This is a genomic window from Limoniibacter endophyticus (genome assembly GCF_014652835.1).
Taxonomy (GTDB): domain Bacteria; phylum Pseudomonadota; class Alphaproteobacteria; order Rhizobiales; family Rhizobiaceae; genus Limoniibacter; species Limoniibacter endophyticus.
Map to the genome: position 1 here is coordinate 208,732 of NZ_BMZO01000009.1, position 22,943 is coordinate 231,674.

At 57.0% G+C, this 22,943-nt stretch carries 17 protein-coding genes, 1 tRNA gene, 3 pseudogenes and 1 riboswitch; of the genes and pseudogenes, 10 read left to right on the forward strand and 11 right to left on the reverse strand.

Annotation, left to right across the window (positions count from 1 at the left end; translation table 11 throughout):
- Positions 1 to 556: 556 nt before the first annotated feature.
- The 4 genes from IE151_RS14270 (at position 557) to IE151_RS14285 (ending at position 5,739) form a co-directional block, all read left to right on the forward strand.
- Positions 557 to 3,571: a helicase-related protein gene (locus IE151_RS14270; RefSeq protein ID WP_189491503.1), complete on the forward strand. Its 3,015-nt coding sequence runs from the start codon at positions 557 to 559 to the stop codon at positions 3,569 to 3,571.
- An 89-nt stretch (positions 3,572 to 3,660) separates the two neighbouring features.
- Positions 3,661 to 4,041 carry an RNA-binding S4 domain-containing protein gene (locus IE151_RS14275; protein ID WP_189491505.1) on the forward strand — a complete coding sequence of 127 codons (381 nt, stop codon included), beginning with the start codon at positions 3,661 to 3,663 and terminating at the stop codon, positions 4,039 to 4,041.
- 165 nt (positions 4,042 to 4,206) lie between these two features.
- Entirely contained in the window at positions 4,207 to 4,545 is a 339-nt protein-coding gene (gene fdxA / locus IE151_RS14280) for a ferredoxin FdxA (protein WP_189491508.1), read from the forward strand.
- Between the two features lie 603 nt (positions 4,546 to 5,148).
- Positions 5,149 to 5,739, forward strand: coding sequence for a CarD family transcriptional regulator (locus IE151_RS14285; RefSeq protein WP_189491511.1), 591 nt, complete (start codon positions 5,149 to 5,151; stop codon positions 5,737 to 5,739).
- Between the two features lie 88 nt (positions 5,740 to 5,827).
- On the opposite strand, the gene IE151_RS14290 is transcribed toward IE151_RS14285, so the two are convergent.
- The 3 genes from IE151_RS14290 to thiP form a co-directional block, all read right to left on the reverse strand.
- Positions 5,828 to 7,267, reverse strand: a complete 1,440-nt coding sequence (locus IE151_RS14290) for a M48 family metalloprotease (RefSeq protein ID WP_382345387.1) — start codon at positions 7,265 to 7,267, stop codon at positions 5,828 to 5,830.
- A gap of 315 nt (positions 7,268 to 7,582) precedes the next feature.
- Positions 7,583 to 8,305, reverse strand: coding sequence for a thiamine ABC transporter ATP-binding protein (locus IE151_RS14295; RefSeq protein WP_189491517.1), 723 nt, complete (start codon positions 8,303 to 8,305; stop codon positions 7,583 to 7,585).
- Entirely contained in the window at positions 8,298 to 9,899 is a 1,602-nt protein-coding gene (thiP, locus tag IE151_RS14300; RefSeq protein ID WP_244636762.1) for a thiamine/thiamine pyrophosphate ABC transporter permease, read from the reverse strand. The genes IE151_RS14295 and thiP overlap by 8 nt, the downstream gene beginning before the upstream one ends.
- Positions 9,900 to 9,993: 94 nt before the next feature.
- Here thiP and IE151_RS14305 point away from each other — a divergent pair, with 94 nt between their 5' ends.
- On the forward strand, positions 9,994 to 11,172 hold the full coding sequence (locus IE151_RS14305) for an MFS transporter (protein WP_189491520.1): 1,179 nt from the start codon (positions 9,994 to 9,996) through the stop codon (positions 11,170 to 11,172).
- Between the two features lie 59 nt (positions 11,173 to 11,231).
- Here IE151_RS14305 and gap read toward each other — a convergent pair whose 3' ends face one another.
- Together gap and tkt are read right to left on the reverse strand one after the other, a co-directional pair.
- Positions 11,232 to 12,239 (reverse strand): type I glyceraldehyde-3-phosphate dehydrogenase, encoded by a 1,008-nt coding sequence (gap, locus tag IE151_RS14310; protein WP_189491524.1) that lies wholly within the window; start codon positions 12,237 to 12,239, stop codon positions 11,232 to 11,234.
- A gap of 225 nt (positions 12,240 to 12,464) precedes the next feature.
- Complete coding sequence (tkt, locus tag IE151_RS14315; protein WP_189491527.1) at positions 12,465 to 14,450, reverse strand: transketolase; 1,986 nt, start codon at positions 14,448 to 14,450, stop codon at positions 12,465 to 12,467.
- 231 nt (positions 14,451 to 14,681) lie between these two features.
- Between tkt and IE151_RS14320 the strand changes: the two genes are divergently transcribed.
- Positions 14,682 to 14,954: a DUF4164 domain-containing protein gene (locus IE151_RS14320; protein WP_382345370.1), complete on the forward strand. Its 273-nt coding sequence runs from the start codon at positions 14,682 to 14,684 to the stop codon at positions 14,952 to 14,954.
- A 41-nt stretch (positions 14,955 to 14,995) separates the two neighbouring features.
- Positions 14,996 to 15,358 carry a cell division protein ZapA gene (locus IE151_RS14325; RefSeq protein ID WP_189491533.1) on the forward strand — a complete coding sequence of 121 codons (363 nt, stop codon included), beginning with the start codon at positions 14,996 to 14,998 and terminating at the stop codon, positions 15,356 to 15,358.
- 343 nt (positions 15,359 to 15,701) lie between these two features.
- On the opposite strand, the gene IE151_RS14330 is transcribed toward IE151_RS14325, so the two are convergent.
- The 4 genes and pseudogenes from IE151_RS14330 to IE151_RS14345 all read right to left on the reverse strand — a co-directional run.
- Entirely contained in the window at positions 15,702 to 16,511 is an 810-nt protein-coding gene (locus IE151_RS14330; RefSeq protein ID WP_189491536.1) for an ABC transporter ATP-binding protein, read from the reverse strand.
- The gene (locus tag IE151_RS14335; RefSeq protein ID WP_189491591.1) at positions 16,508 to 17,500 is read right to left on the reverse strand and encodes a FecCD family ABC transporter permease; all 993 of its coding nucleotides are present in this window, start codon (positions 17,498 to 17,500) and stop codon (positions 16,508 to 16,510) included. Before IE151_RS14335 ends, IE151_RS14330 begins: the two co-directional genes overlap by 4 nt.
- Before the next feature lie 32 nt (positions 17,501 to 17,532).
- On the reverse strand, positions 17,533 to 18,567 hold the full coding sequence (locus IE151_RS14340; RefSeq protein WP_189491539.1) for an ABC transporter substrate-binding protein: 1,035 nt from the start codon (positions 18,565 to 18,567) through the stop codon (positions 17,533 to 17,535).
- A gap of 164 nt (positions 18,568 to 18,731) precedes the next feature.
- A riboswitch (cobalamin riboswitch) is annotated at positions 18,732 to 18,952 on the reverse strand.
- 542 nt (positions 18,953 to 19,494) lie between these two features.
- Positions 19,495 to 20,049, reverse strand: a pseudogene (locus IE151_RS14345) (transposase family protein); the annotation flags it as partial.
- Positions 20,050 to 20,270: 221 nt separating this feature from the next.
- Between IE151_RS14345 and IE151_RS17745 the strand changes: the two are divergent.
- The 3 genes and pseudogenes from IE151_RS17745 to IE151_RS17755 all read left to right on the forward strand — a co-directional run bounded on the left by IE151_RS17745 (position 20,271) and on the right by IE151_RS17755 (position 21,233).
- Complete coding sequence (locus tag IE151_RS17745; protein ID WP_244636765.1) at positions 20,271 to 20,510, forward strand: hypothetical protein; 240 nt, start codon at positions 20,271 to 20,273, stop codon at positions 20,508 to 20,510.
- Positions 20,507 to 20,713 carry a helix-turn-helix domain-containing protein gene (locus tag IE151_RS17750; protein WP_244636767.1) on the forward strand — a complete coding sequence of 69 codons (207 nt, stop codon included), beginning with the start codon at positions 20,507 to 20,509 and terminating at the stop codon, positions 20,711 to 20,713. The genes IE151_RS17745 and IE151_RS17750 overlap by 4 nt, the downstream gene beginning before the upstream one ends.
- Positions 20,701 to 21,233: pseudogene (locus tag IE151_RS17755) on the forward strand (IS630 family transposase). Before IE151_RS17750 ends, IE151_RS17755 begins: the two are co-directional and overlap by 13 nt.
- Positions 21,234 to 21,418: 185 nt before the next feature.
- Here the strand turns inward: IE151_RS17755 and IE151_RS14355 are convergent.
- Positions 21,419 to 22,563 (reverse strand): annotated as a pseudogene (locus IE151_RS14355) (IS3 family transposase).
- Positions 22,564 to 22,792: 229 nt separating this feature from the next.
- Positions 22,793 to 22,869: transfer RNA gene (locus IE151_RS14360), tRNA-Met, on the reverse strand.
- Positions 22,870 to 22,943: the final 74 nt, after the last annotated feature.

Sequence of the window (22,943 nt, forward strand, 5' to 3'; positions counted from 1 at the left end):
ACCGTTAAGCTTTTACCAGCTGAAAGACATTCCGGCATTTTTACCGAATCAGAATATGGTCGGCTTCATCGAGTTCGCTACAAGATTTAGCAGTGAACAAATAGAGAACTTAATACAATCTATGATTCGTGTCCGATTCGTTCCTCATTTGATCGGAAAGTTAATGTCCTACGGACCACGGGGCTCACTCTTCTTCAAATCGACGGAAAAGTGGAGTCGTGTCATAGTGTTAAGACATTCTTAGGTGCCAATGATGAATTCGCGGGCAAAAGTTAATATTGCTGCTGGAAGCCGGTCACCACACGTTAAAGATGCATCGCCATGATTCATCATCTGGACACAATCTACGCTGACTAATCTATATCTAGCCGTGAACAAAACCAGAAAGATCAGAAGTGGCCGATTCGTCTCCGATTCGTTCCAGAGTCGTTCCAAATCTTAAAATAAGCGCTTTTGCCGCTTCCTATGGAAGGACTTTCCCGATAAGGCTGTCGTCGTTTGAACCGCTGCGGCGGGATAAGCGCAGACCATTTCGATAGAGAGAAATTGCAGGGGCATGACCCTGATCGACAAAACGCCAAACCTGTCGCGCCTGTCCGGGCGTGACGTGACAGCCGTTCTGGGTCCAACCAACACCGGCAAGACGCACCTCGCCATAGAGCGCATGGTTTCGCATTCCAGCGGCACCATCGGCCTTCCCCTGCGTCTTTTGGCGCGCGAGGTCTATGGTCGCGTGTGCGAAAAGGTCGGTGTTCAGCATGTGGCGCTGGTCACGGGTGAAGAAAAAATCCAGCCTGCCGGTGCGCGCTATTTCGTTTGCACTGTCGAAGCAATGCCGCGCGAGGCGAAAACAGCCTTTGTCGCCATAGACGAGGTGCAACTCGCCGCAGACCTCGAACGCGGACATATTTTCACCGACCGCATTCTAAACCTTCGGGGACGGGACGAAACCCTTCTTCTTGGTTCGTCATCTATCCGGGGACTGCTCGAAAAGCTTTTACCGGGTATCTCCGTCATTACACGTCCGCGCCTGTCGCAACTGCTTTACGCAGGTTCGAAGAAGATTACCCGCCTCCCGCGGCGCAGTGCGATCGTCGCTTTCTCGGCGGACGAGGTCTATGCGATCGCCGAGCTCATCCGCCGCCAGCGCGGCGCCGCGGCCGTAGTGCTTGGGGCTTTATCGCCCCGTACCCGCAATGCGCAAGTGGAGCTCTACCAGTCCGGCGATGTCGATTATATTGTCGCGACCGACGCGATTGGCATGGGCCTCAATCTGGACGTCGATCACGTCGCCTTTGCCCAGCAAAGAAAGTTCGACGGCTTCCAGTATCGCGATCTGACGCCTGCTGAGCTTGGCCAGATCGCCGGACGCGCGGGTCGCCATCTGCGCGACGGCACGTTTGGCGTAACGGGGCAGGTCGATCCTTTCGACGAAGAACTGGTGCAGCGACTGGAGGCACACCACTTTGATCCGCTCAAAGTCCTGCAATGGCGTAACGCTACTCTGGATTTCTCATCGCTTAATTCCTTGAAGAGCTCGCTCGACGTGGTTCCTGATTTGGGGGGATTGACGCGCGCACTGCCCGCCGTCGATCAAAAGGCGTTCGACTTCGTGACACGTGACGAGGAAACACGTGCTCTCGCGGATCGTCGCGACCGCATTGCCTTACTCTGGGATGCCTGCGCCCTGCCCGACTACCGCCGCATTACGCCTGCACAGCACGCGGAACTTGTCGGTTCGATCTTCGTCGATCTTGCGAAGCGGGGACATGTCGATGAAACTTTCATGGCCGAGCAGGTAGAACGGGCCAACCGCCTCGATGGCGAAATCGACACACTGTCCCACCGGATTGCGCAGATCCGGACATGGACTTATGTGTCGAATCGCCCCGGGTGGCTGGCCGATCCGCTACATTGGCAAGAAAAAACACGTGATATAGAGGATAGGCTGTCTGATGCACTGCATGAACGGTTGACGAAACGCTTCGTAGACCGCAGGACTTCCGTGCTCATGAAGCGGCTGAGAGAGAATACGATGATTGAAGCTGAAATCAGCCCGGAGGGGGCTGTTCTGGTGGAAGGCCACCACGTCGGCGAATTGCAGGGCTTTCGCTTTACGGCGGATGCCAGCGCTGGCGGCGAGGACGCGAAGGCTGTAAAGGCTGCCGCGCAAAAGGCACTGGCTGCGGAGTTCGACCGTCGCGCTGACCGATTCGCTGTCGCGGCCAATGGTGATTTCGCATTGGCCTCCGATGGCATCGTGCGCTGGATTGGCGCGCCGGTGGCAACGCTGACCACTGGCGATTCGGTTCTGAAGCCGCGGCTTGTGCTGCTTGCCGATGAACAACTGACGGGACCTGCTCGCGACAAGGTGATGGAGCGCGCCCAGCGGTTTGTCAGCTATCAGATCGAAACACTTCTGAAGCCGCTCGTCGATCTTTCCGAAGCGGCCGCACTCGAAGGCATGGCACGCGGTATCGCCTTCCGTCTCGTCGAGAATTACGGCAGCCTCAACCGTCGCGATATCATAGAGGAAGTGCGGGCACTCGATCAGGACGCTCGCGGCGCGCTGCGTCGCCTCGGCGTTCGCTTTGGCGCCTATCACATTTTCATTCCCGCTCTGCTCAAGCCTGCGCCGGCCGGACTGTTGACACTGCTCTGGGCCTTGCAGAACGACGGCAAGGACAAGCCCGGCTTTGGCGACGTCGTCAATGCGCTTGCAACCGGTCGCACCTCGCTCGTCACCGATACAAGCTTCGTCACGGAGTTTTACAAACTCGGCGGCTTCCGCAACCTTGGTCGTCGCGCTGTGCGCTTCGACATACTAGAGCGCCTTGCCGATTTGATCCGCGCTGCGCTGGCATTCAAGCCAGGTGCAGGTCATCGCCCGGAAGGTGCCGTTGATGGCCGCACCTTTACTGTTACTGCCGGAATGATGTCGATTCTCGGCGCGACACCCGAGGACATGGAGCAGATACTGAAGGCGTTGGGCTACCGCGCCGAGCCTAAGCAGGCGGCCGAGTACGAAGAGCTCCTGGCGCGCATCGACGCCCACGTGGCTGCACCTGTTACCGCCACAGACGAAACCAAAGCAATCGAGACGTCGGAGCAAACTGAGAACTCATCGGAAGCAACTGCGCCCGCTGATGAGAGCCAAGCCTCTGATACCGCCGAGCAACCTGTGGAAGAAGAGGCGGCGGCAGCAGCACCTTCCGCAGAGAAGCAGCCAACCACTGCTGCCGAAGAGGAAGAACCGAAGATCGTTCTTCTCTGGCGTCAGAGCCGCTTCGAGGATCGTCAGCCGCGTGGCAATCGCCAGAATGCTGGCAAAGGCCGGCCGCAGCGCGGGCAGGAAGCTCGTGAGGGTGGTGAAGGTCAACGTCGCGACGGCAATGGTTTCAACAAGCCCCGCGACGGCAAACCCCAGCGTGATCGCAATCATCAGCGCCCGCATCGCGACAAACCGCAAGGTAACCGCCCGCAAAAGCCACGCGAGGAGAAACCGGTACGGATCGACCCGGATTCGCCTTTCGCAAAGCTTGCAGCGCTGAAAGATAAGCTCGGCAAGTAAGAAAAGAAGAGGTCGCATTTTGCGGCCTCTTTCGCATCCAAGCCGGCTATCTTTGCATTATACCTTGAGTGTCTTGCTTCGGAGCTTGCATGCAAAGCGATCGTCAACGCATAGATAAATGGCTGTTCTTTACCCGCGTCGTGAAGTCACGGACATTGGCCGCAGAGCTTGCTTCCTCCGGGCGCATTCGCGTCAATCGCGAAAAGATCGACAAACCAGGTTATAGCATCAAGCTTGGCGACGTTCTGACAATAGCTCTTGATCACCGCGTTCTTGTCTATCGCGTTCTCGATCTGGGAGAAAGGCGCGGACCCGCGCCCGAGGCGCAGATGCTTTACGAGGATCTGTCGCCGCCAATCGAACCACGCAACAAATTATCCCTTGCGGAGCCAGCACCCGTGAAGACAGGCGGTGACTGGAAGCAGGCACGCCGGGAGGTTGATCGGCTCAAGCGCAGCAACGATTTCTGAGCTTTGCAAATTGGCAAGAGGGCGGTTGCAGCGACAGGCTTGCGCAGTTGCCCCAAAGGGACTAGGTGAACGCAAGCAATCGCAGTGGGGTGACAGGCCGCTGCCTCCAATCGAAGATAAAAAGTGCCATATCGAGGCACCTGTAAAAATGCCGGAGCACGTCTCATGCCGTATGTCGTCACCGACAACTGCATTAAATGCAAATATACCGATTGCGTGGAAGTCTGCCCTGTCGACTGCTTTTATGAAGGCGAGAACATGCTCGTCATTCATCCGGACGAGTGCATCGACTGCGGCGTTTGCGAGCCGGAATGTCCAGCCGAAGCGATCAAGCCCGACACCGAACCCGGTCTTGAGAGCTGGCTTGAGCTGAATACTAAATATGCGCAGTCCTGGCCCAATATCACGCAGAAGAAGGATGCGCCGGCGGACGCGGCACAATTTGACGGTGAAACGGGCAAGCTGGAAAAATACTTTTCTCCGGAGCCCGGCAACGGCGACTGAATAGCATCGACGGCGCCCCCCCTTAATGCACTGCTGCCATTCTCCTGGATGGCGGGATTAACTGAGCAAAAAAATTATCCGGCTGAGGTTGATTCTCGGGGGCTGGATAGCTTGCGGCGATAACGTTGCCTCTGCCACCTGCGTGACACGCTCACATCCCTAAGTGAAACGTGACAAATACTAACGTTCTGAAACCCCTACGTTTTTGGCAGCTAAATTCTGATCGGCAAGTGAGAGCTCACGCAAAATCCCGTTCAGAAGTGAGAAATTTGATGCTTCGGACTCTTGCATTTTGAGTCGGCGCTATCGCAGTTTTGTGCAATTCCTTGATTCTTTCTAACTTTTGTGGTACCACAATATTCATATGTTGGTGACACAAGCTCTTTCGGCACGCCGCCTCTTCAGGCAGGCGAGCTTATCTCTGAAAGGAACGATTGTTGCTCTGGAATAGAGCGGCTGACCCTGGAGAGTCGGGATACGATATCTGTAGGGGCAGGCGGTTTATTGTCCAGCGACAGTCTTTGTGTTGCTGATATTCGCCAGTCTATCGACGGCCTTTGATCGGCCCATGCCGCCGATAATAACAGCAGGAGTTCAAGGCGTATGGCAGTTCAGCAGCAAAATAAGAAAACAGGTACGAAGAACGGCTTCAAGACGGGCGAATCCATCGTCTATCCGGCGCACGGTGTTGGCCAGATTGTCGCGATCGAAGAGCAAGAAGTTGCCGGTCACAAGCTCGAGCTTTTCGTCATCGATTTCCTTAAAGATAAAATGCGCCTTAAGGTTCCCGTCGCCAAGGCAAATGCCGTCGGCATGCGCAAGCTGGCCGAAACCGACTATGTCGATCGTGCGCTAAAGGTTGTCCAGGGCCGTGCTCGCGTCAAGCGTACCATGTGGTCGCGGCGCGCTCAGGAATATGATGCAAAAATCAATTCCGGCGATCTGATTGCCATTGCGGAAGTCGTTCGCGACCTATACCGCGCTGAGAATCAGCCCGAACAGTCCTATTCCGAGCGTCAGCTCTATGAAGCAGCGCTTGACCGCATGGCTCGCGAAATCGCCGCCGTTAACAAGCTTTCCGACACGGAAGCGGTTCGCCTGATCGAAACCAACCTGAAGAAGAGCCCCAAGCGCGTTGCCAAAGCAGACGCCGAAGTTGAGGGCGAAGAGGTCGAGCAGGAAGAAGCCGCTTAAGCTTCCGTCACGCTTGTTCCCGGAAAAACCCCGCAGCGAAAGCATGCGGGGTTTTTATTAGGTGGGGAGCTGACTCGCCGGTGACCCATCATTGGTCCGTGATGATCTTCACCTTTTCCCCGCTCGAAAGATTATACCCCGGTGGGAGCGCATTGATGAGCCGCAGAAGCTCCACCTTGCGATCAACACCGACCATACGTTCGGCCAGCGACGCTACCGTATCTCCCGGTTTCACCGTGATGACGCGAATGCGCAGAGGTCTTAGCGCGGTCTTTTGCGTGTCGCTGAGCACACGGAAGCTGGACGTCACATTTGCGGCGATTCTATCAAGTTGCGTGCTCGTCCGCGGTGCCGCCGTCAGCAGACGATAAACCTGATCACCCACTCGAATAACCGTTATCGCAAACTGCCAGCCCTCGACCTGCGCCTTGGCAAAACCCGCTTCCTGCCCAGCCACTGTCCCGGTATTCACGCTGGTGACGTCGAGACCGGCAATCCAGCCAGAGCGAAGATAATCGGCCAACCCGGTCGTCATAGGCAGTTTCACGCCGTCGAAGCGCACGGCAATGTCGCCATCGCCCGACGCCACGACCTCGGCGGCCGAATTGTCGATGACAAAGCCGTCGGGCACTGAAAACGCGATGCCAAGTTTCGGATGCAGGAACTGGTTGCCGCGCACGAAGCCCTCATCCGGCGTGTCGCCATATAGAAGACCGTCGATGCCCGCGAGGAGCAGATCGCGGTCGCGCATACCCGTGCCAGGTGCGCCAATACCGCGCGCATGGCGACGCGCCAGCTCGATGCGCTGCGGCGCATTTGGATGACTAGCCAGAAAGTCGAGATTGGCATCCTTGGCACGGGTCACCGTGCGGAAATCGGCATAACGCGCCATGGACTGAAGAAAAGCAGCAGCGGCAAACGGGTCGTAGCCAGCGCGCGCCATGGCTTTGATGCCAATCGCATCAGCCTCAAGTTCCTGGTTGCGTGAGAATTGGGCCAGACTCAGCTGATTGCGTATCAACGCTACCCGCGCATCCTGTGAATTGCCGAGAACGTCCGAGACGACCTTGCTGGCTACCGCCTCCTCCGCTTCCTTCTGCTGGCGGGCCACACCATGATTTGCCGTCACATGCGCCATCTCATGCGCGATTACAGCGGCGAGTTCTGCCGAATCATTGGCGAGCGCCAGCAAGCCGCGAGTGACATAAAGATAGCCTCCCGGCAGCGCAAAAGCGTTGACGTTCGGAGAATTCAGGATGGTGATCCGATAGGTCTGGTTCGGATTGTCGGATTCCGCAGTCAAGGAACCAACGACTTTTGCCACCATACGCTCCAGCTTGGGATCGGAATATTCACCGCCATAGGTTGCCAGAATTCGCGGATGCTGCGCACGTGCCAACTGCGCCAAGCGATCATTGCGTGTATAGCTATCAACAGTTACCGGGTTTTCTGACGGCTTGAAGGCTTCCGGATCCATTGCACCAGTCAGCCCCTGACAGGCGGAAAGTAAAACCAGTGCAGGTATCATGCCAGCCCAACGCAAGGACAGCGCCTTGCGGGCAGCATTTACCGGAGACGAAGCGAAGACAGCATGCAGCAGTTGTTTTCCCTTTCGGTGCGCGGAAGACAACATGATTCCGCGCTCTATTCAGCAGCCAAGCAACTTAGCATCGACATTGAGGCGCGACGCAAGAAGCTTCACACTCCTGTATCGACAGCTTGAAGGCAGAAAAATGGCCCGCCCCGGCTTTCCGAGCATATAGGCGACCTTCCGATCCGCGCAAGCACGCTGACACAAGCCAGTCGTGCATTTGTCACGCTGTTGCAGACTTACGCCATCTGTCTAGGTAGATGCGCCCAGATAGCGCCGGTAGGCCTCTGAGTTTTGACTAAAGAAGTCTTTCGCCGTTCCGCTGAAGAGCACCGCCCCCTCTTCGATAAAGATGACCCTGTCGCAAATGGCTCGGGCATCTTCAGGATGATGAGTGACGAAAAGAACGGTTGGTCTCTGCCGCGCATGCACATCCCGTAATAATTCCAGCATTTCCTGACGCAATTGCGGTCCCAGAGATGCAAAGGGCTCATCGAGCAGAAGCGCCGGGCGTTCTCGCAGCAGAATGCGTGCAATAGCCACGCGCTGTCTTTCGCCGCCCGACAGCGCTGACGGCTTCCGGGCTTCCTTGTCCACAAGGCCGGTCGCTGCAAGCGCAGAGGCGAGGTCTGCCTTATCCTGTCGGGACAGCCTCAGTGAAGAGGAACGGCCCAAGCCAACGTTCTGAGCGACGGTCAGATGCGCAAAAAGATTGTTCTCCTGAAAGATCATGGACACGGGCCGCTCGGAAGGCTCAACATCTGTCATGGCAATACCGTCTATCTCGATCGTTCCCCTCAACGGCTTCTCAAAACCAGCGACAAGATTGAGAAGCGTCGACTTTCCCGAGCCAGAAGCGCCGAGAACCGCAGTTATGCTACCCGCCGGTATCTCGGCGTTGAAGACGAACCGGCTTTCGGAATAATGAAACTCCACACTGCGTAGCGCGATCCGGACGCCCTTCTGGTCATTCATCGCTTCTTCCTTGCAAATATGTGGCGATTATCATGAGAACGAGGCACAACGCGCCGAGCATCAGCGCGAGTCCTGCCGCATCCTGCGTGCGATAACTGCTCATGCGCGCCAGGAGCAGATAGGGCAACGTCTGCACGCTCTCACTACCGAAAAGCGCGATCACACCAAGGTCCCCGAGCGAGAGCGCCATAGAGAAGGCGAAAGCGATGATAAGCGGCTTGCGCAACGCCGGCCATTCAACCAGACGCCATCGACTCCAGCCAGTAATGCCAAGCAAGCGGCAAATCCGCTCATAACGTTGGAAACTCAATTGGCAAGCGGGGCGCAAAATCCTGACGGCGAAGGGCATCGCCATCAAGGCATTGACACAGACAACCATGACAGGCGCGACCGAAAAGACCAGTCCCGTGTCGCGCAGCCCCAGAAACCAGCCCGACCCGATGATGATCGGTGGGATGACCAGAACAAGTGCCGCCCCATTTTCAGCAAGCCAGCCGCCAACACCTCTTCCGCGGCGCAACACTGCGTGAGACGCCAGAGCCAGCGATAAAAGAACTGCGATCAGAGCCGAAAGACTGGCCAAGACGAGGCTAGTGATGGCGGCTCGGTGAACGGCATTTTCAGCTAACAAGCGAACGAGATCGGCACGCAAACCATCCAGAATGAGGACGAGAAGCGGCGTTCCGACGAATATCAGCGCCAGCAGAAGGAGTGCGGCATTGAGGACTGCTTCCAACGGCGGGATACGCTGGTAACGCTGCTGAACAAGCTGTGCGTTGGGATCTGCATCGAAACGCCCTCCCACGAAAAGAAGCAACGCCATTGTGGATATGGTCATGCCAATCTGGATGACCGTCAGGAATACGGCACGCGCGGGATCGAAATCAAAACGTAGCGCCTGATAGATCGCCACCTCCAGCGTCGTCGCTCGCGGTCCGCCACCGAGGGTCAGTACAATGGTGAAGGACGTGATGCAGAGCATGAAGACAAGGCTTGCAACGCCCCCCAAACTGGCGCGCAGCACTGGCCACTCGATGAAACGGAAAATATCGCCTGTCCGAAAGCCGAGCTGAGCGACAAGCCGCCATTGTTCGTTGGGCACTGTGTCCAGCGCCTCAAGCAGAAGGCGCGTTGCAAGCGGAATATTGAAGAAGGCATGCGCCAGCACAATTCCGCTGATCCCGTAGATCCCTGGCCACTGAAAAGGAAAGAGGCTGGCGAGCCATCCTGCTCGGCCGTACAGCCCGAGCAGACCCAGCACGGCAACGATCGCAGGCAGCGAAATAGGCAGCGCGAAGAGGTGCAGAAGCAGCCTTCGTCCGAAGAAGGCCGGATGACGCGACAATGCGCGGGCGATGAAGACTGCTGGAGCGATTGAGAAGGCCGTCGATAGAAGGGCCTGCCAAAGCGTAAAGCCGATCAATCGCCGTGTGTAGGCGTCAAATGCAAACTCCAGCCGCGTAACATTGCTCCTGATCTCCAGCGCCATGCCAAAAAAAGCCCCAAACACGACGAAGGCAGCAAAGAAAAATGCCAGCCAGCCGGCCAGCACGCGTCTATCGTTTACGGCCAGGCGGATCCGGGCGATTGTCAATTCTCCTGATGACTGGTTTCAACTTCCAATGCTTGCCTCTTCATGCTGGTTTGCGTAACGCAGAGATCCCGGCGTTCAACGAAGCATTTGAGACATGACATATCCTCAATCGACACCTTCCGACAATGCAATCCGATATGCCGTGGCCGCAATGTTTTTTGCAAACGGTTTCGTTATGGGGCACTGGGCCGTGCAGATCCCGCTCCTGATGCAGCGCTTCGGTATAGGTGAGACGCGGCTTGGCACGCTGATCCTCATCATGGGTATCGGCGCACTTGCTGCGATGTTGGTCAGCGGCCGGTTGATCACCATCTTCGGGTCATTCATGGTTATGCGTGTTTCTGCGCTGCTGCTTCCTTTGGCTTTTGCCGCAGTGGCTTCCGTTCCGGATAAAATGACCGCGATCTTCGTGATCCTGATTTTCGGCGCGGTCGTCGGCCTGATGGATATCGCTATGAATGCCAATGCAGTCGGCGTCGAGCGTCGGCTCAATCGGGCCATCATGTCCTCAACGCATGGCTTCTGGAGTCTTGGCGGTTTCGTCGGGGCGGCGAGCGGAGGATGGGTTGCGGAAGCGTTTGGCCATACTATCCACGGCCTTATCGTCTCGGCACTCACTTTGCTTCTCGTCCTTGTTACGCTCAGCTACTGCCTTCGCGATTGCCCCCAGAAGACGCATGGGGCAAAAAGGAAATTCCAGCTGCCGCGGTCGGCACTCACCTATCTTCTAGGGCTTCTAGCTCTTTGTATGATGATCCCCGAGGGGGCGATGATCGACTGGGCAGCTGTCTATCTGCGCCAGGAACTGGGTGCAGATACAGCCAGCGCCGCCCTTGCCTACGGAATATTCGCCGCTGCCATGGCCGTGATGCGTTTTCTGGGGGATGGCATCCGCCAGAAGTTCGGTGCCGTCCGTACGCTGCGCGTAACGGGCATCATCGCCGCCAGCGGCTTCCTCATCTCGGCCTTTGCGCCAAGCGTACCAGTAGCGATAGCCGGCTTTGCGCTCTCCGGCTTCAGCATGGCGAACCTGGTGCCGATCATTTTTTCGGCAGCGGGAAACCAGCCAGGCATGTCAAGCGGTGATGGCCTGGCTACCGTGACGGCCTTCGGCTATGCTGGCTTGCTGCTCGCGCCCTTTATCATCGGTGCAGCGGGCGAACATATCGGCTTTTCGCCGATTTTTATCATCCTGGCCGGCGGGCTCGTCCTGGTCTCGCTGCTTGCCGAGGTCGGTTCACACGCCGACTTCGTCGAACACAGGGAACGCTAAGGAAAGGCCAGCGTCGGGTCTCCGACGCTGGCCTTCGTTCTGTCACTGAAGCCCGAAGCTTACATCGTCTTGGCAAGCGCCACGGCCGTGTCCGCCATGCGGTTAGAAAAGCCCCATTCATTGTCGTACCAGGACAATACTCGAACCAGCGTTCCGTCTATGACCTTGGTCTGGTCGATGGCGAATGTCGAGGACGCCGGATTATGGTTAAGGTCGATGGATACAAGCGGATCGTTGGTATAGTCCAGAACCCCCTTCAGCGGCCCCTCGGCTGCGGCAATGATCGCCTGATTGACCTCTTCTACAGTGACCGTCTTTTTCGAGACGAATTTGAGATCGACGACGGAAACATTCGGGGTTGGAACACGAATGGAGGTGCCATCAAGCTTGCCCTTGAGTTCTGGAAGAACCAGACCGACAGCCTTCGCGGCACCGGTCGAGGTCGGGATCATCGACAGCGCCGCGGCGCGAGCGCGATAGAGATCCTTGTGCATAGTATCAAGTGTCGGCTGGTCACCAGTATAGGCATGGATCGTCGTCATGAAGCCTTTCTCGATGCCAAAGGCGTCGTTCAGGACCTTGGCGACTGGTGCAAGACAGTTCGTCGTGCAGGAAGCGTTGGAGATAACGACGTGATCCTTCGTCAACTGGTTGTGATTCACACCGTAGACAACGGTCAGATCGGCGCCATCGGCAGGCGCGGATACGATAACGCGTTTGGCACCAGCCTTCAGATGCGCGGATGCTTTCTCCTTCGAAGTGAAGATGCCCGTGCACTCAAGAGCAATGTCGACATTATTGGCTGCCCAGGGAAGATTTGCAGGATCACGTTCGGCCGAAACCTTGATGGGACCGTAGCCTACGTCGATCGTGTCGCCATCCACCTTGACCGCCTGGGGAAAGCGGCCATGTACGGAATCGTAACGCAGGAGATGCGCGTTGGTCTCGACAGGACCCAGGTCGTTGATGGCTACGACCTGCACATCCTTGCGACCTGATTCAACGATGGCGCGCAGGACGTTGCGGCCGATGCGACCAAATCCATTGATGGCTACTCTCACGGTCATGCTGACTTCTCCTCACTTCAAACATGGCGCGACATGCCTGCGCCTGATGCGATCCGCACGCCTTTGCGCGGGTTGCAAGCTACATAGCCCCGGGTGGCCGCAGAATCCAGACGATCCGCGGAAAATTGCATTGAGCCAAAACGATTTAGGCGAAGATGCTTCCCCAAAAATAAAGAAAAAGCGCCGGAGAACCGACGCTTTTTCAGAATTTCAGGCAACGATCGTTCAGACGAGACGCTTCTTGGCTTCGGCGACCACATTCGCGGGAGTGATGCCGAACTTCTCGTAAAGTGCCTTATAAGGACCGGAAGCGCCGAAGCTATCCATTCCGACAAACCCGCCGTCCGAGCCGACAATGCGATCCCAGCCCATTCGAATACCGGCTTCGACCGCCACCTTGACGGACGCATCGCCGATGATCGCGTTGCGATAGGCATCATTTTGTTTGAAGAAGAGTTCCATAGAAGGAACCGAGATCACGCGGGTCGGAATGCCCTCTCTTTCGAGCATTTCCCGCGCCGCAACGGCGATTTCGACTTCCGAGCCGCTTGCATAAAGCGAAACCTTCGCCTCATCCGAAGCCGTCACCAACTCGTATGCACCCTGTGCGGAGAGATTTTCGTCCGAATGTCCCTTGCGCTGCGCGGCCAGATTCTGACGCGATAGCGCAAGCGTCGATGGTGCATTGCGCGTCTCGATGGCAACCTGCCAGCATTCCAGCGTTTCGATCGCGTCTGCCGGACGGAAAACGAGGTGATTCGGAATGGCCCGCAGAGCCGCGAGATGTTCGACCGGCTGATGGGTCGGGCCATCTTCGCCAAGGCCGATCGAGTCATGCGTCATGACGAAGATAGAGCGGATCCCCATCAGCGAGGCTAGACGCATCGAGGGGCGGCAATAGTCGGTAAAGACGAGGAAGGTGCCGCCATAGGGAATGATACCGCCGTGCAGCGCCATACCGTTGAGGGCCGCAGCCATGCCGTGTTCCCGAATGCCAAAATGGATATAACGGCCGTCGTATTTACCGGGTTCGACAGCCGTCATGCCCTTGGTGCGCGTGTTGTTGGAGCCGGTCAGGTCGGCCGATCCGCCAATGGTGTCAGGAAGAGCGGCATTGATGACCTCAAGTGCCATTTCCGAAGCTTTGCGGGTGGCAACGGTCGGCGTCTCAGCGGCCAGCTTCTTTTTATAGTCAAGGATTGCGGCTTCGAAATTCGCCGGCAGTTCGCCCGCCATGCGGCGCTCGAACTCAGCGCGCTTGTCGGCATCGACAGCGGCCAGACGGCCTTCCCATTCCTTGCGTTTCTTGGCAGCATTCAGTGCAGCGACGCGCCAGTCGTCCAGAATGTCGGAGGGAACCTCGAACGGTGCGTACTCCCAGCCAAGAGCTTGACGCGTGGAGACGATTTCTTCTGCCCCCAGCGGCGATCCGTGCACTTTGGAGGAACCGGCCTTGTTCGGCGAGCCGTAACCGATTTCGGTCTTGCAGGCGATCAGCGTCGGCTTGTCGGACCCGCGCGCTTTCTCGATGGCGGCGGCAATTGCTTCCGGGTCGTGACCATCAACCGCAGCAGTTGCCCAGCCAGAGGCCTCGAAACGCGCACGCTGGTTGGTGGAATCCGAAATCGACAACGGCCCGTCGATGGAAATGTTATTGTCATCCCACAAAACGATGAGGCGGTTGAGCTTCAGGTGACCCGCAAGCGAAATTGCTTCCTGGCTAATACCCTCCATGAGACAGCCATCGCCAACGAGAGCATACGTATGATGGTCGACGAGATCATCTCCGTAAGACGCGTTCAGAATGCGCTCGGCGAGCGCCATGCCGACGGCATTGGCGATGCCTTGGCCAAGCGGCCCCGTCGTGGTTTCGATACCTGCGGCATGACCATATTCGGGATGGCCGGCAGTGCGTGCACCAAGTTGACGGAAGTTCTTGATCTCGTCGAGCGTGATATCCTCGTAACCCGACAGATAAAGCAGCGAGTAGATCAGCATGGAACCGTGACCCGCCGAAAGCACGAAGCGATCGCGGTCCGCCCAGAGCGGGTTCTTCGGATCATGCTTGAGGAAGCGCGTAAACAACACCGTAGCGATGTCGGCTGCGCCCATCGGCATTCCCGGATGGCCGGAATTTGCCTTTTCGACCGCATCCATGGAGAGGAAACGGATCGCATTGGCCATGCGGTCGTGTTTTTCGCGTGTGATCATCAGTGTCGCTGCCTAGATAACTGAGGGGCAAAGGGCATGATTGCGAGGGACAAATAGCAGTTGCGACCACTCTGTCAACAAAAGTGAAGACCGAAACAGCCGTTATGGCCTCACCATGTGGGGACATCCCTTCCCCCTTTATTGACGCCTGCTTCACGCTTTGCCTAATGTTCCCATAATAACATATTAAGAATGCGGCCGATTCGGCTCGCCTGGTCTGGAGGCCCTTCATTGACCGGTGATCTTACGCTGAAGGAAGTCATCGTCAGCCTTGAAAATGCCATGTCCCGACTGGAGGACGCGGTAGCTCTGCGCCTTGAGAATGAACTGGATTATCAGGAAGCGGAAGCCGAGGTTCAGCGCATGAATGCCGACCGTTCCCGGCTGGCACAAGAACTCGACAGTTCGGAATCCAAGGCCGAACGGCTAGAGGAGGTGAACAAGGAGGTTTCGCGCCGCCTTGTCACAGCAATGGAAACCATCCGTGCCGTTCTCGACCGGTAAGAGCATATGGGCGCTTCATTGCGCAGCAGAGGGGTAATGTCATGGCGCAAGTGACCGTAACCATCGACGGCAAGGCCTATCGCATGGCATGCGACGAAGGTCAGGAAGCGCACCTGATGGATCTCGGCAACCGTTTCGACCGCTATGTCACCCATCTGAAAGGCTCATTCGGGGAGATCGGCGACCAGCGCGTCACCGTGATGGCCGGCATCATGGTCCTCGACGAACTTTCCGAGCTGCAGAAGCGCGTCAAGGGCATGGAAAGCGAGATAGAGAGCTTGCGCAAGACGCGAGACGATGCTCTGTCTCGCGTCGATCGCAGCGAGTCTGCCATGACCCATGCGCTCAGCAACATTGCCGAACGCATGGAGACCCTTGCCTCCCGTCTGACCCAGAAGGCTTGAGCACCATCATTGCACGTCGACTTTCGCGGAGATCGCGTCGAAACACTTTCTAATCCGCGATGGCATTTGCGCGTTTCGTCCGTCAGTTCCGTCTCGCCCCACCTTAATCAACATCGCCTCGTTGGTCTGATTTTTGAACGGTTTGGCTTCATCCGGGATGATCTCCGGCATCGAAGCTGTATTGTGTGTCTGGTGTCCGGCGATGAAACTTGGTCTTGTCAACGAGCGCCAAGGCGACCTAATCCGGCTCGTACGCCATCGTTTGGTCTCGCTGCGCTTGAGCATCTTGACCTCGACAATCTCGGCGAGCGCCAATGCGGCAATAAAAAAGAACAGCGAGAAATCATGCGGCCGAGGAAAGCCATTTTTTTTCTCTATTCCTCTCGTCCTGAAAGCTGCGCTCGTAGCGGATATGGCAACTGCCATCGCTCTCGGCCTCAACATGAACCTGTACGTTGAAGACAGAGGCGATATTGCCCCTCGTCAGCACGTCGCGCGGGGCACCCGCACAAATGATCTTGCCATGGTTCATCATAATGATGCGATCGCAAAACATCGCCGCGTGATTTAGATCGTGAAGCGCGACGATCACGGTTAGTCCCTGCGCCTTCACCAGTTCGAGCAGCGCCAGTTGATGGTGAATATCGAGGTGATTGGTTGGTTCGTCGAGCAACAGGATCGAAGGTTGTTGCGCCAGAGCGCGCGCAATATGCAGTCGCTGTCGTTCTCCTCCCGATAGCGTGTGCCAGAACCGATCCTGCATATGCGTCATTTCCACTGATTCAAGCGCCTGATCAACGATCTCCTCATCATCAGCAGACCAAGCCGAAAGTGGCCCGAGATGCGGCGTGCGGCCAAGTTCGACCGCTTGTCTTGCGCGAATACGCTCCATCGTTTCCGCCTGCTGCTCGACAAAGGCAAGACGCTGTGCGACCGCACGCCGTCCCATGCGTCGAAGCTCCTTGCCATCGATCAGAACAATACCGTCTGCCGCTTTTCGAATGCCGGCCAGCAGCGCCATCAGACTGCTCTTGCCGGAGCCGTTTGGTCCAACTATGCCGAGAAATTCGCCCGGTTGTACCGCAAACGAAATATTCTGCAGGATCATGCGACCGCCAGCGAGCCATTTCAGTTCTTTTGCCTGCAAGCTCATCGTGTGCTTCCCCGTCTTCCCAAAAGAAGGGCAAAGGCAGGCGCCCCGATCAGCGCCGTAACCACACCAATAGGCAGGACCTGCCCCGGAATGGCGATCCGCGACAATATGTCGGCCAGAACCATGAAGACGGCGCCGATCAGCGCAGCTACCGGTAGGAGTCGGCTATGGCGCACGCCAACAATCATCCGCGCTGCATGGGGAATGACCAGCCCGACGAAGCCTATCGAGCCAACCAGACTGACCATAATCGCCGTCATCAAGGCGGCAGCTGTGATCAGAACCGCATAGATGCGTTTCACCGCGAGGCCGAGCGAGGCAGCCGCATCCGCCCCAAATGCGAATGCGTCCAGCGACCGTGCATGTGTAATGCAAACAACGAACCCCAACAAGGTAACCGGCAGGGCAAGCGTTACGTCTGTCCAACGCACGCCTGAAAGATTGCCCAGCAACCAGAACATGATGCCGCGTGCCTGCTCGGCAGTCGCCGATTTCGTTACCATGAAGGAAGTCAATGCGTTGAAGAGCTGTGATCCGGCAATCCCCGCAAGAATGATGGCCGCCGTTCCACTACCTGCGCGCGCCGCCAACAGCGAGACGATGCCAAACGCGATGATCGCCCCAATAAAGGCGCCAAACGAAAAGGAGAGGATGCCGGCGCCCAGCCCCAGAATAGCCACCGCCACCGCGCCGCTCGAAGCTCCCGCTGAAATGCCCAGAAGATAAGGGTCGGCAAGCGCATTACGCAGCAGGCACTGCAGCACCACCCCGCTCAGCGCAAGTGACGCGCCGCAACAGGCCGCAATGATCGCCCGGCTCAGGCGGTAATTCCACACGATCCCCTGGTCTATGGGATCGAGCGCATAGCCGGCCTGCCACAGCTTGTTGGCAACGGTTTTGGCCACAACGTCGAACGGAATAGAGGTCTCGCCGATGGCCGCGCCGCAGCCCAACGTCACCACGAGCACGAGCAGCGCCAAGCCGTAGATAGGTGTCCGCCGAGCAACGAGTGAGGTCGCGGTCAATGGCTAAGGCCTAACTTCGTGAGTGCTTCGGCTAATATCTCGATGCCTTCGATCGTGCGAATCGTCGGATTCATCGCCTGGGCATCCATCTCGATCACGTAATTCTTTCTCGTGGCCGTCATCAGGCTCGCTACTGGATCAGTCGCGAGAAATTCCCGCTTTACCGTGACATCGTCAGCCGGAAACCGACGTCGGCCCATCTTGCCCACGACGATGACTGTCGGATCGGCCTTGGCAATGGTTTCCCACCCGACGGTCGGCCATTCCTCATTGCTGTCGATAATATTTCTGATGCCAAACGCCGACATAATATAGGCGGGAGCGCCATACTTGCCAGCGACATACGGATCGATATCCAGCTCCGCACTCGAAAACCAGAAGACGGCGGATACATCGCTTTCTGGCCGAATTGCTTTCTCCCTCGCCGCCGCCTCGCGAATCCTCAACTCTTGCACAAGCGTCTCGCCACGCTCCCGCACGTCAAAAATTTCTGCCAGTTCCTGAATTTCCTGGTAGATAAGCGTCATGTCGAAAGCCGCCATACGCACGCCATCGCCACCACCTTCGTTATCCTTGCCCTTGCAATCAGCAGGCGCGTTATAAACGTTTATCCCCAGCTCCGCGAACTGATCGGGTGTCGCTACAACGCCTTCGGGGCCGACGTTCCATTGGAACTGGGCGGCAACAAGATCGGGCTTCTTTTCCACCACGCTTTCAAAACTCGGCGAATTGTCGGCCAGCCGCGGGATCCCGTCATTTACCTCCTTGTATTGCGATAGCACCGGCCCCACCCAGACAGCGGTTCCGACAACCTTGCCAGCCAGACCAAGCAGGTAAAGAATCTCGGCAGTGCTCTGGCCCACTGCAACGACCCGCTCCGGCGCCTTTTCGAACGCAACTTGACGACCACAATTCTCAACGGTCAGCGGATATACGGTATTTCCTCCCGCAAGCGCAGCAGGGGCAGCATAAAGCGTCGCAACTATGGATATGGCAAACGCAGTTGCCGACCCGCAGCGGGAAAAAAACATGAGCGTCTCCTGAGAAAATCGGAACGGTGAGGCGCAAAAAGTAATGCGCGCGCAGCTTAATGCGCGGTTTGGATCCGATATGGCAAACAGGATGGCAGCGGCGAAAAGCCTGCAGGATAATATATCATTTTTATATCCTTCCGGGCATCCCCGCCCGCGATTTAGAGGACCAACATCTGACGGCAGGTCTCCTGGCTCGCGGATTTCATGGTCTCGGCCGACCTTCCCACACATCGTGCAGTGGCTGATGCAAAGGCGCACCAATAGTCGAGACATCCGCTCACAGTTGCGGGGGCAGCTGCGGAGTAGACATTTGTTCGTCGCACCGCATTCCCTATTATCCTGGCAGCGAAAACTGCAAAGAACCGTCGCGCCGAGTTAATGGAGAAGTTCCGACCGGGTCAAGGATTAATTCCAAACACGCTTCGCTCACCCGGGCCGGCTTCCGTTTGAGTGGAACGACTGATGTCGAGATCATGTCGAAACAAGCCGGCGCGGCAATTCCCTCAAGTCTTTGACCGCAGCTGCCTCCTTGGACCACCATTCCAACCTGTCGCGATGATGATTCTCGGTCCCCGCAAAGCCGGGGCCCCTGCTCTCTTCCATATTTTTCCAGAACAGCGCGGCCTCTCTCTCACACACCGAAACCGCCATGGAACCCTCTTCGATGCTATGGCCGAGTTCCATTCTTCATCAACGTGAAACCCTTTGATCTCTCATAGAACAAGTGCTGCCGCGGGACTCGCCCGACGGCGACCGTCAGGAGCTTGCGTCATCGGCTCCATGATATATCTCAAAGATATATCATGGGGCGCCGTTGTCGTGCATCAGCGGTGAGCGCAAAAAACGCCATCGTTGTTGGCGATATTGCGCAGTCTTGCCCGCAGCTCGACCAGCATCATCGTTCGCGGGTAAAACGAGGGCCAGGATCCAGGTATCCGGGATAGCTGCTGGCCATTCGCGCGTGACGTCGTCGACAATGTTGCGCACGCGGAAGCGTCTGCCGCAGGCTAATTGACCGTGGACGAAGCCAATGACCGACGACCAGTGGGCATTGCATCTGCTTCGACGAGGATTGGCGCCCGCGTGCCGCGACAGTACGCCGCTGGTTTTGCGCGTGCGTACGAAAGACCTCCTCAGATGAGACGATAAAAATACGATTGACACCGGAAGGCTCTCCCTCTTGCCTGAGAAGGATAAACAGCCGACGGATAGCCTAAACGCTGCCTTTCATTTGCAAGGCGGCGCAATTTCGTTTGCAGCTCGACCTTCGGCGGTCGCAAAGACCCGTAGCGGATCATCTTAGGGTCGGGGGATATGATCTGGCAGGCCGCCCGACTGACAGGTTCATCGCGGTCTTCAGATGCGTGACGACTTCACGCTTTGCAGCAGGCGCTACTATTTTTGGAGAAGCTCACGCAGCGCGGCAACGTCCAACATCCCATTCTCATCTTCAAGCGCCTTCAGTCCCTTGGCCGAACTACCGTCGCTCCGATGACAGCTCCCGCAAACGTTCTCGCAGAGCAGCATCGTCCGGACGGTTGAACATGTATCGGACGCGGGGCAATGCTAACCAGGACGCAGGCCGGCCACTGCGAGTAATTCTTCTTTTCGACAGCCTAAAGCGTGTCGCGTCTAACCGGATTCGGGATTCCCGTTTTGTGTGATCTGTGATTCACCTTGCCCATGGAAGGAGAAGCGCCATGAGCAAGCCGCATCCGATCGAGTTGCGTGAGCGTGTCGTTGCGTTTGTGAATGAAGGCAACACCCACCGGGAAGCGGCGCGGCATTTCCGCGTTTCGCCTCGGTTCGTCAACAACATGATGATCCTGCACCGGTCATCCGGATCTCTTAGCCCCGCCCGGCAAGTCATCCGCCTGGCAGCAAGCTCTCGGCCCATGGTGAATGGATCCGCGAGCGCGTGGCTCTCCACGGCGAAGTGACCCTGGACGACCTATGTGTCGAACTCGCAGAGCGCGGTATAGAAGTCCATCGCGCGACAGTTGGCCGGTTTCTGCACCGGCTTGGGCTGAGCAATAAAAAAGCCTCAAAGCAAGCGAGCAGCGCAGACCGGAGATCGCCAAGGCGCGTGATCTATGGATCAATCGCCGGAAGCCGTTCTTCAACAAGGCCTTGTCGCGGCTGATCTTTATCGATGAGACTTCGACGAATACCCGCCTGACAAAGCGCACCGGATGGTCTGCCAAAGGCAGCCGTTTTGCCGCCTATGCCCCGTTCGGTCACTGGAAAACCCAGACCTTCATTGCGGGTCTGCGATCCTATGGCCTGACCGCACCATGGATCATCAATGCACCTATGAACAGCCGCATCTTCGAAACATGGATCGAAACGCAACTTGCGCCGACACTGTCGCCCGGTGACGTCGTCATTCTCGACAATGTCGGCTTCCACAAAAGCGAACGAGCCGAACAACTCGTCAAGCAAAGGGAGCGTGGCTTCTCTTCCTGCCACCCTATTCGCCGGATTTGAACCCCATCGAGATGGCCTTCTCAAAACTCAAGGCGTTGCTGCGAAAACGAGCCGCACGCAGCTTCGATGCGATAAACCAAGCCTCGGCGATATCATCAACCTCTTCTCAGTCGCTGAATGCCGAAATTTCTTCAAAGCCGCAGGATATGAGGCGCAATAGATGCGACACGCTTTAGCTCACGGCATTTCTCCTCGAGCCGGGCGTCAAAAGTATTTAGTCAGCATCTCACGGAGCGTCGACACACCCATCATCGACTCCGCCAGAAGCTTCTTCAGGCGGCGCATTCTCCTCCTCCATTGCCTTCAGCCGCTTGACCTCCGACACCTCCATGTGGCCTGCTGCCGGTTTTTAGACACCGAGTTAGGCTAGTCCTACTTTGATTTCAAATTCCATCGGGCTGAGATAGCTCAGTGTCGAATGCCGACGCTTCGGGTTGTAGAAGCGTTCAATGTAGTCGAATACGTCCGCCTTTGCATGGTCTCTGGTTCTGTAGACCTTGCATGCTGTCCTTTCCGTTTTGAGTGATGAGAAGAAGCTTTCCATTGCGGCATTGTCCCAGACATTGCCGGAGCGACTCATCGAGCAGGTGATGCCGTGATCGGCCATGAGGCGCTGGAACTGCTCGCTGGTGTATTGGCTACCCTGGTCCGAATGATGCAACAGCGCATCCGGCTTGCCTCTGCGCCAGATGGCCATGATCAGCGCGTCGGTCACGAGTTGGGAGGTCATGCTGTTGTTCATCGACCAGCCAACGACACGACGAGAGAACAGGTCGATGACGGCAGCCACATAGAGCCAGCCCTCAGCCGTCCATAGGTAGGTAAAATCGGCCACCCACTTTTGGTTCGGCCGATCCGCTTCGAACTGCCGGTCCAGCACGTTCGGCATGATGACCGGGCGCTCACTGTCATCATTCGGCAGCCCGCGTCGCCTCGGCCTGGCCCTCAGAGCATTTTCGCGCATCAAGCGTTCGATGCGATGCAGGCCGCAGAAGAAGCCTTCGGCGAGAAGGTCGTGCCAGACACGCCGGGCACCATAGGTACGGTCACTGTCTTGGAAGCTGTCCTTGATCTTGTCGAGCAGAACCTCATCTTGCCTGGCATGTCGGCTCGGAGAACGGTTGAGCCAGGCATAGAAGCCAGAACGAGAGACCCCCAGCGCTTAGCAGAGCCATGCCACCGGCCAGATCGAACGGTGCTTTGCAACGAACGCGAACTTCATATCACGTCCTTCGCAAAGTAGGCGGCGGCCTTTTTAAAATATCACGCTCCGCCTTCAGCTTTGCAACTTCTTGCGCAGCCTCTCGATCTCAAGCTGCTCCGGCTTCATCTGTCCGTGGCCGGGAAAAGCCTGCACAGGGTCGGAGCCATATTCCCTGACCCATTTACCAGGACGTTCTCGTGAACATCCAAATCGCGGGCTGCCTGCGCAACACTGACGCCCCGCTCTCGCACCAACTTCACCGCCTCAAGCTTGTACTCGCGGCTGAACTTCCTTCGTTGCATTCATGCGCTCCAGTTTCATTGGAAACACCTTAACTCGGTGTCCATGAAACCCGCAGCAGGCCGGTCTTTCGAGCTCGGGAAGAGCTTGGCCGGGCATTAGCCCTTTGTCCGCATTTCCACTGGTAATGACGGGGTGCCGATTTGGCGATAGGAGCGCACGGCTTCCCCACGACAAAAGCCCCGGCGCTGTTGCGTCCGGGGCTTTTATTTGTATTCATCAGGGTGTTTTTGGTTGCGGGGGCAGGATTTGAACCTGCGGCCTTCAGGTTATGAGCCTGACGAGCTACCGGGCTGCTCCACCCCGCGTTATATTCTGTTTTTTTTGCAGCTTGCTGGTTTTACTGACCGGCCTTGCCTGGCCTTGAGACCGTTTTTTGCTT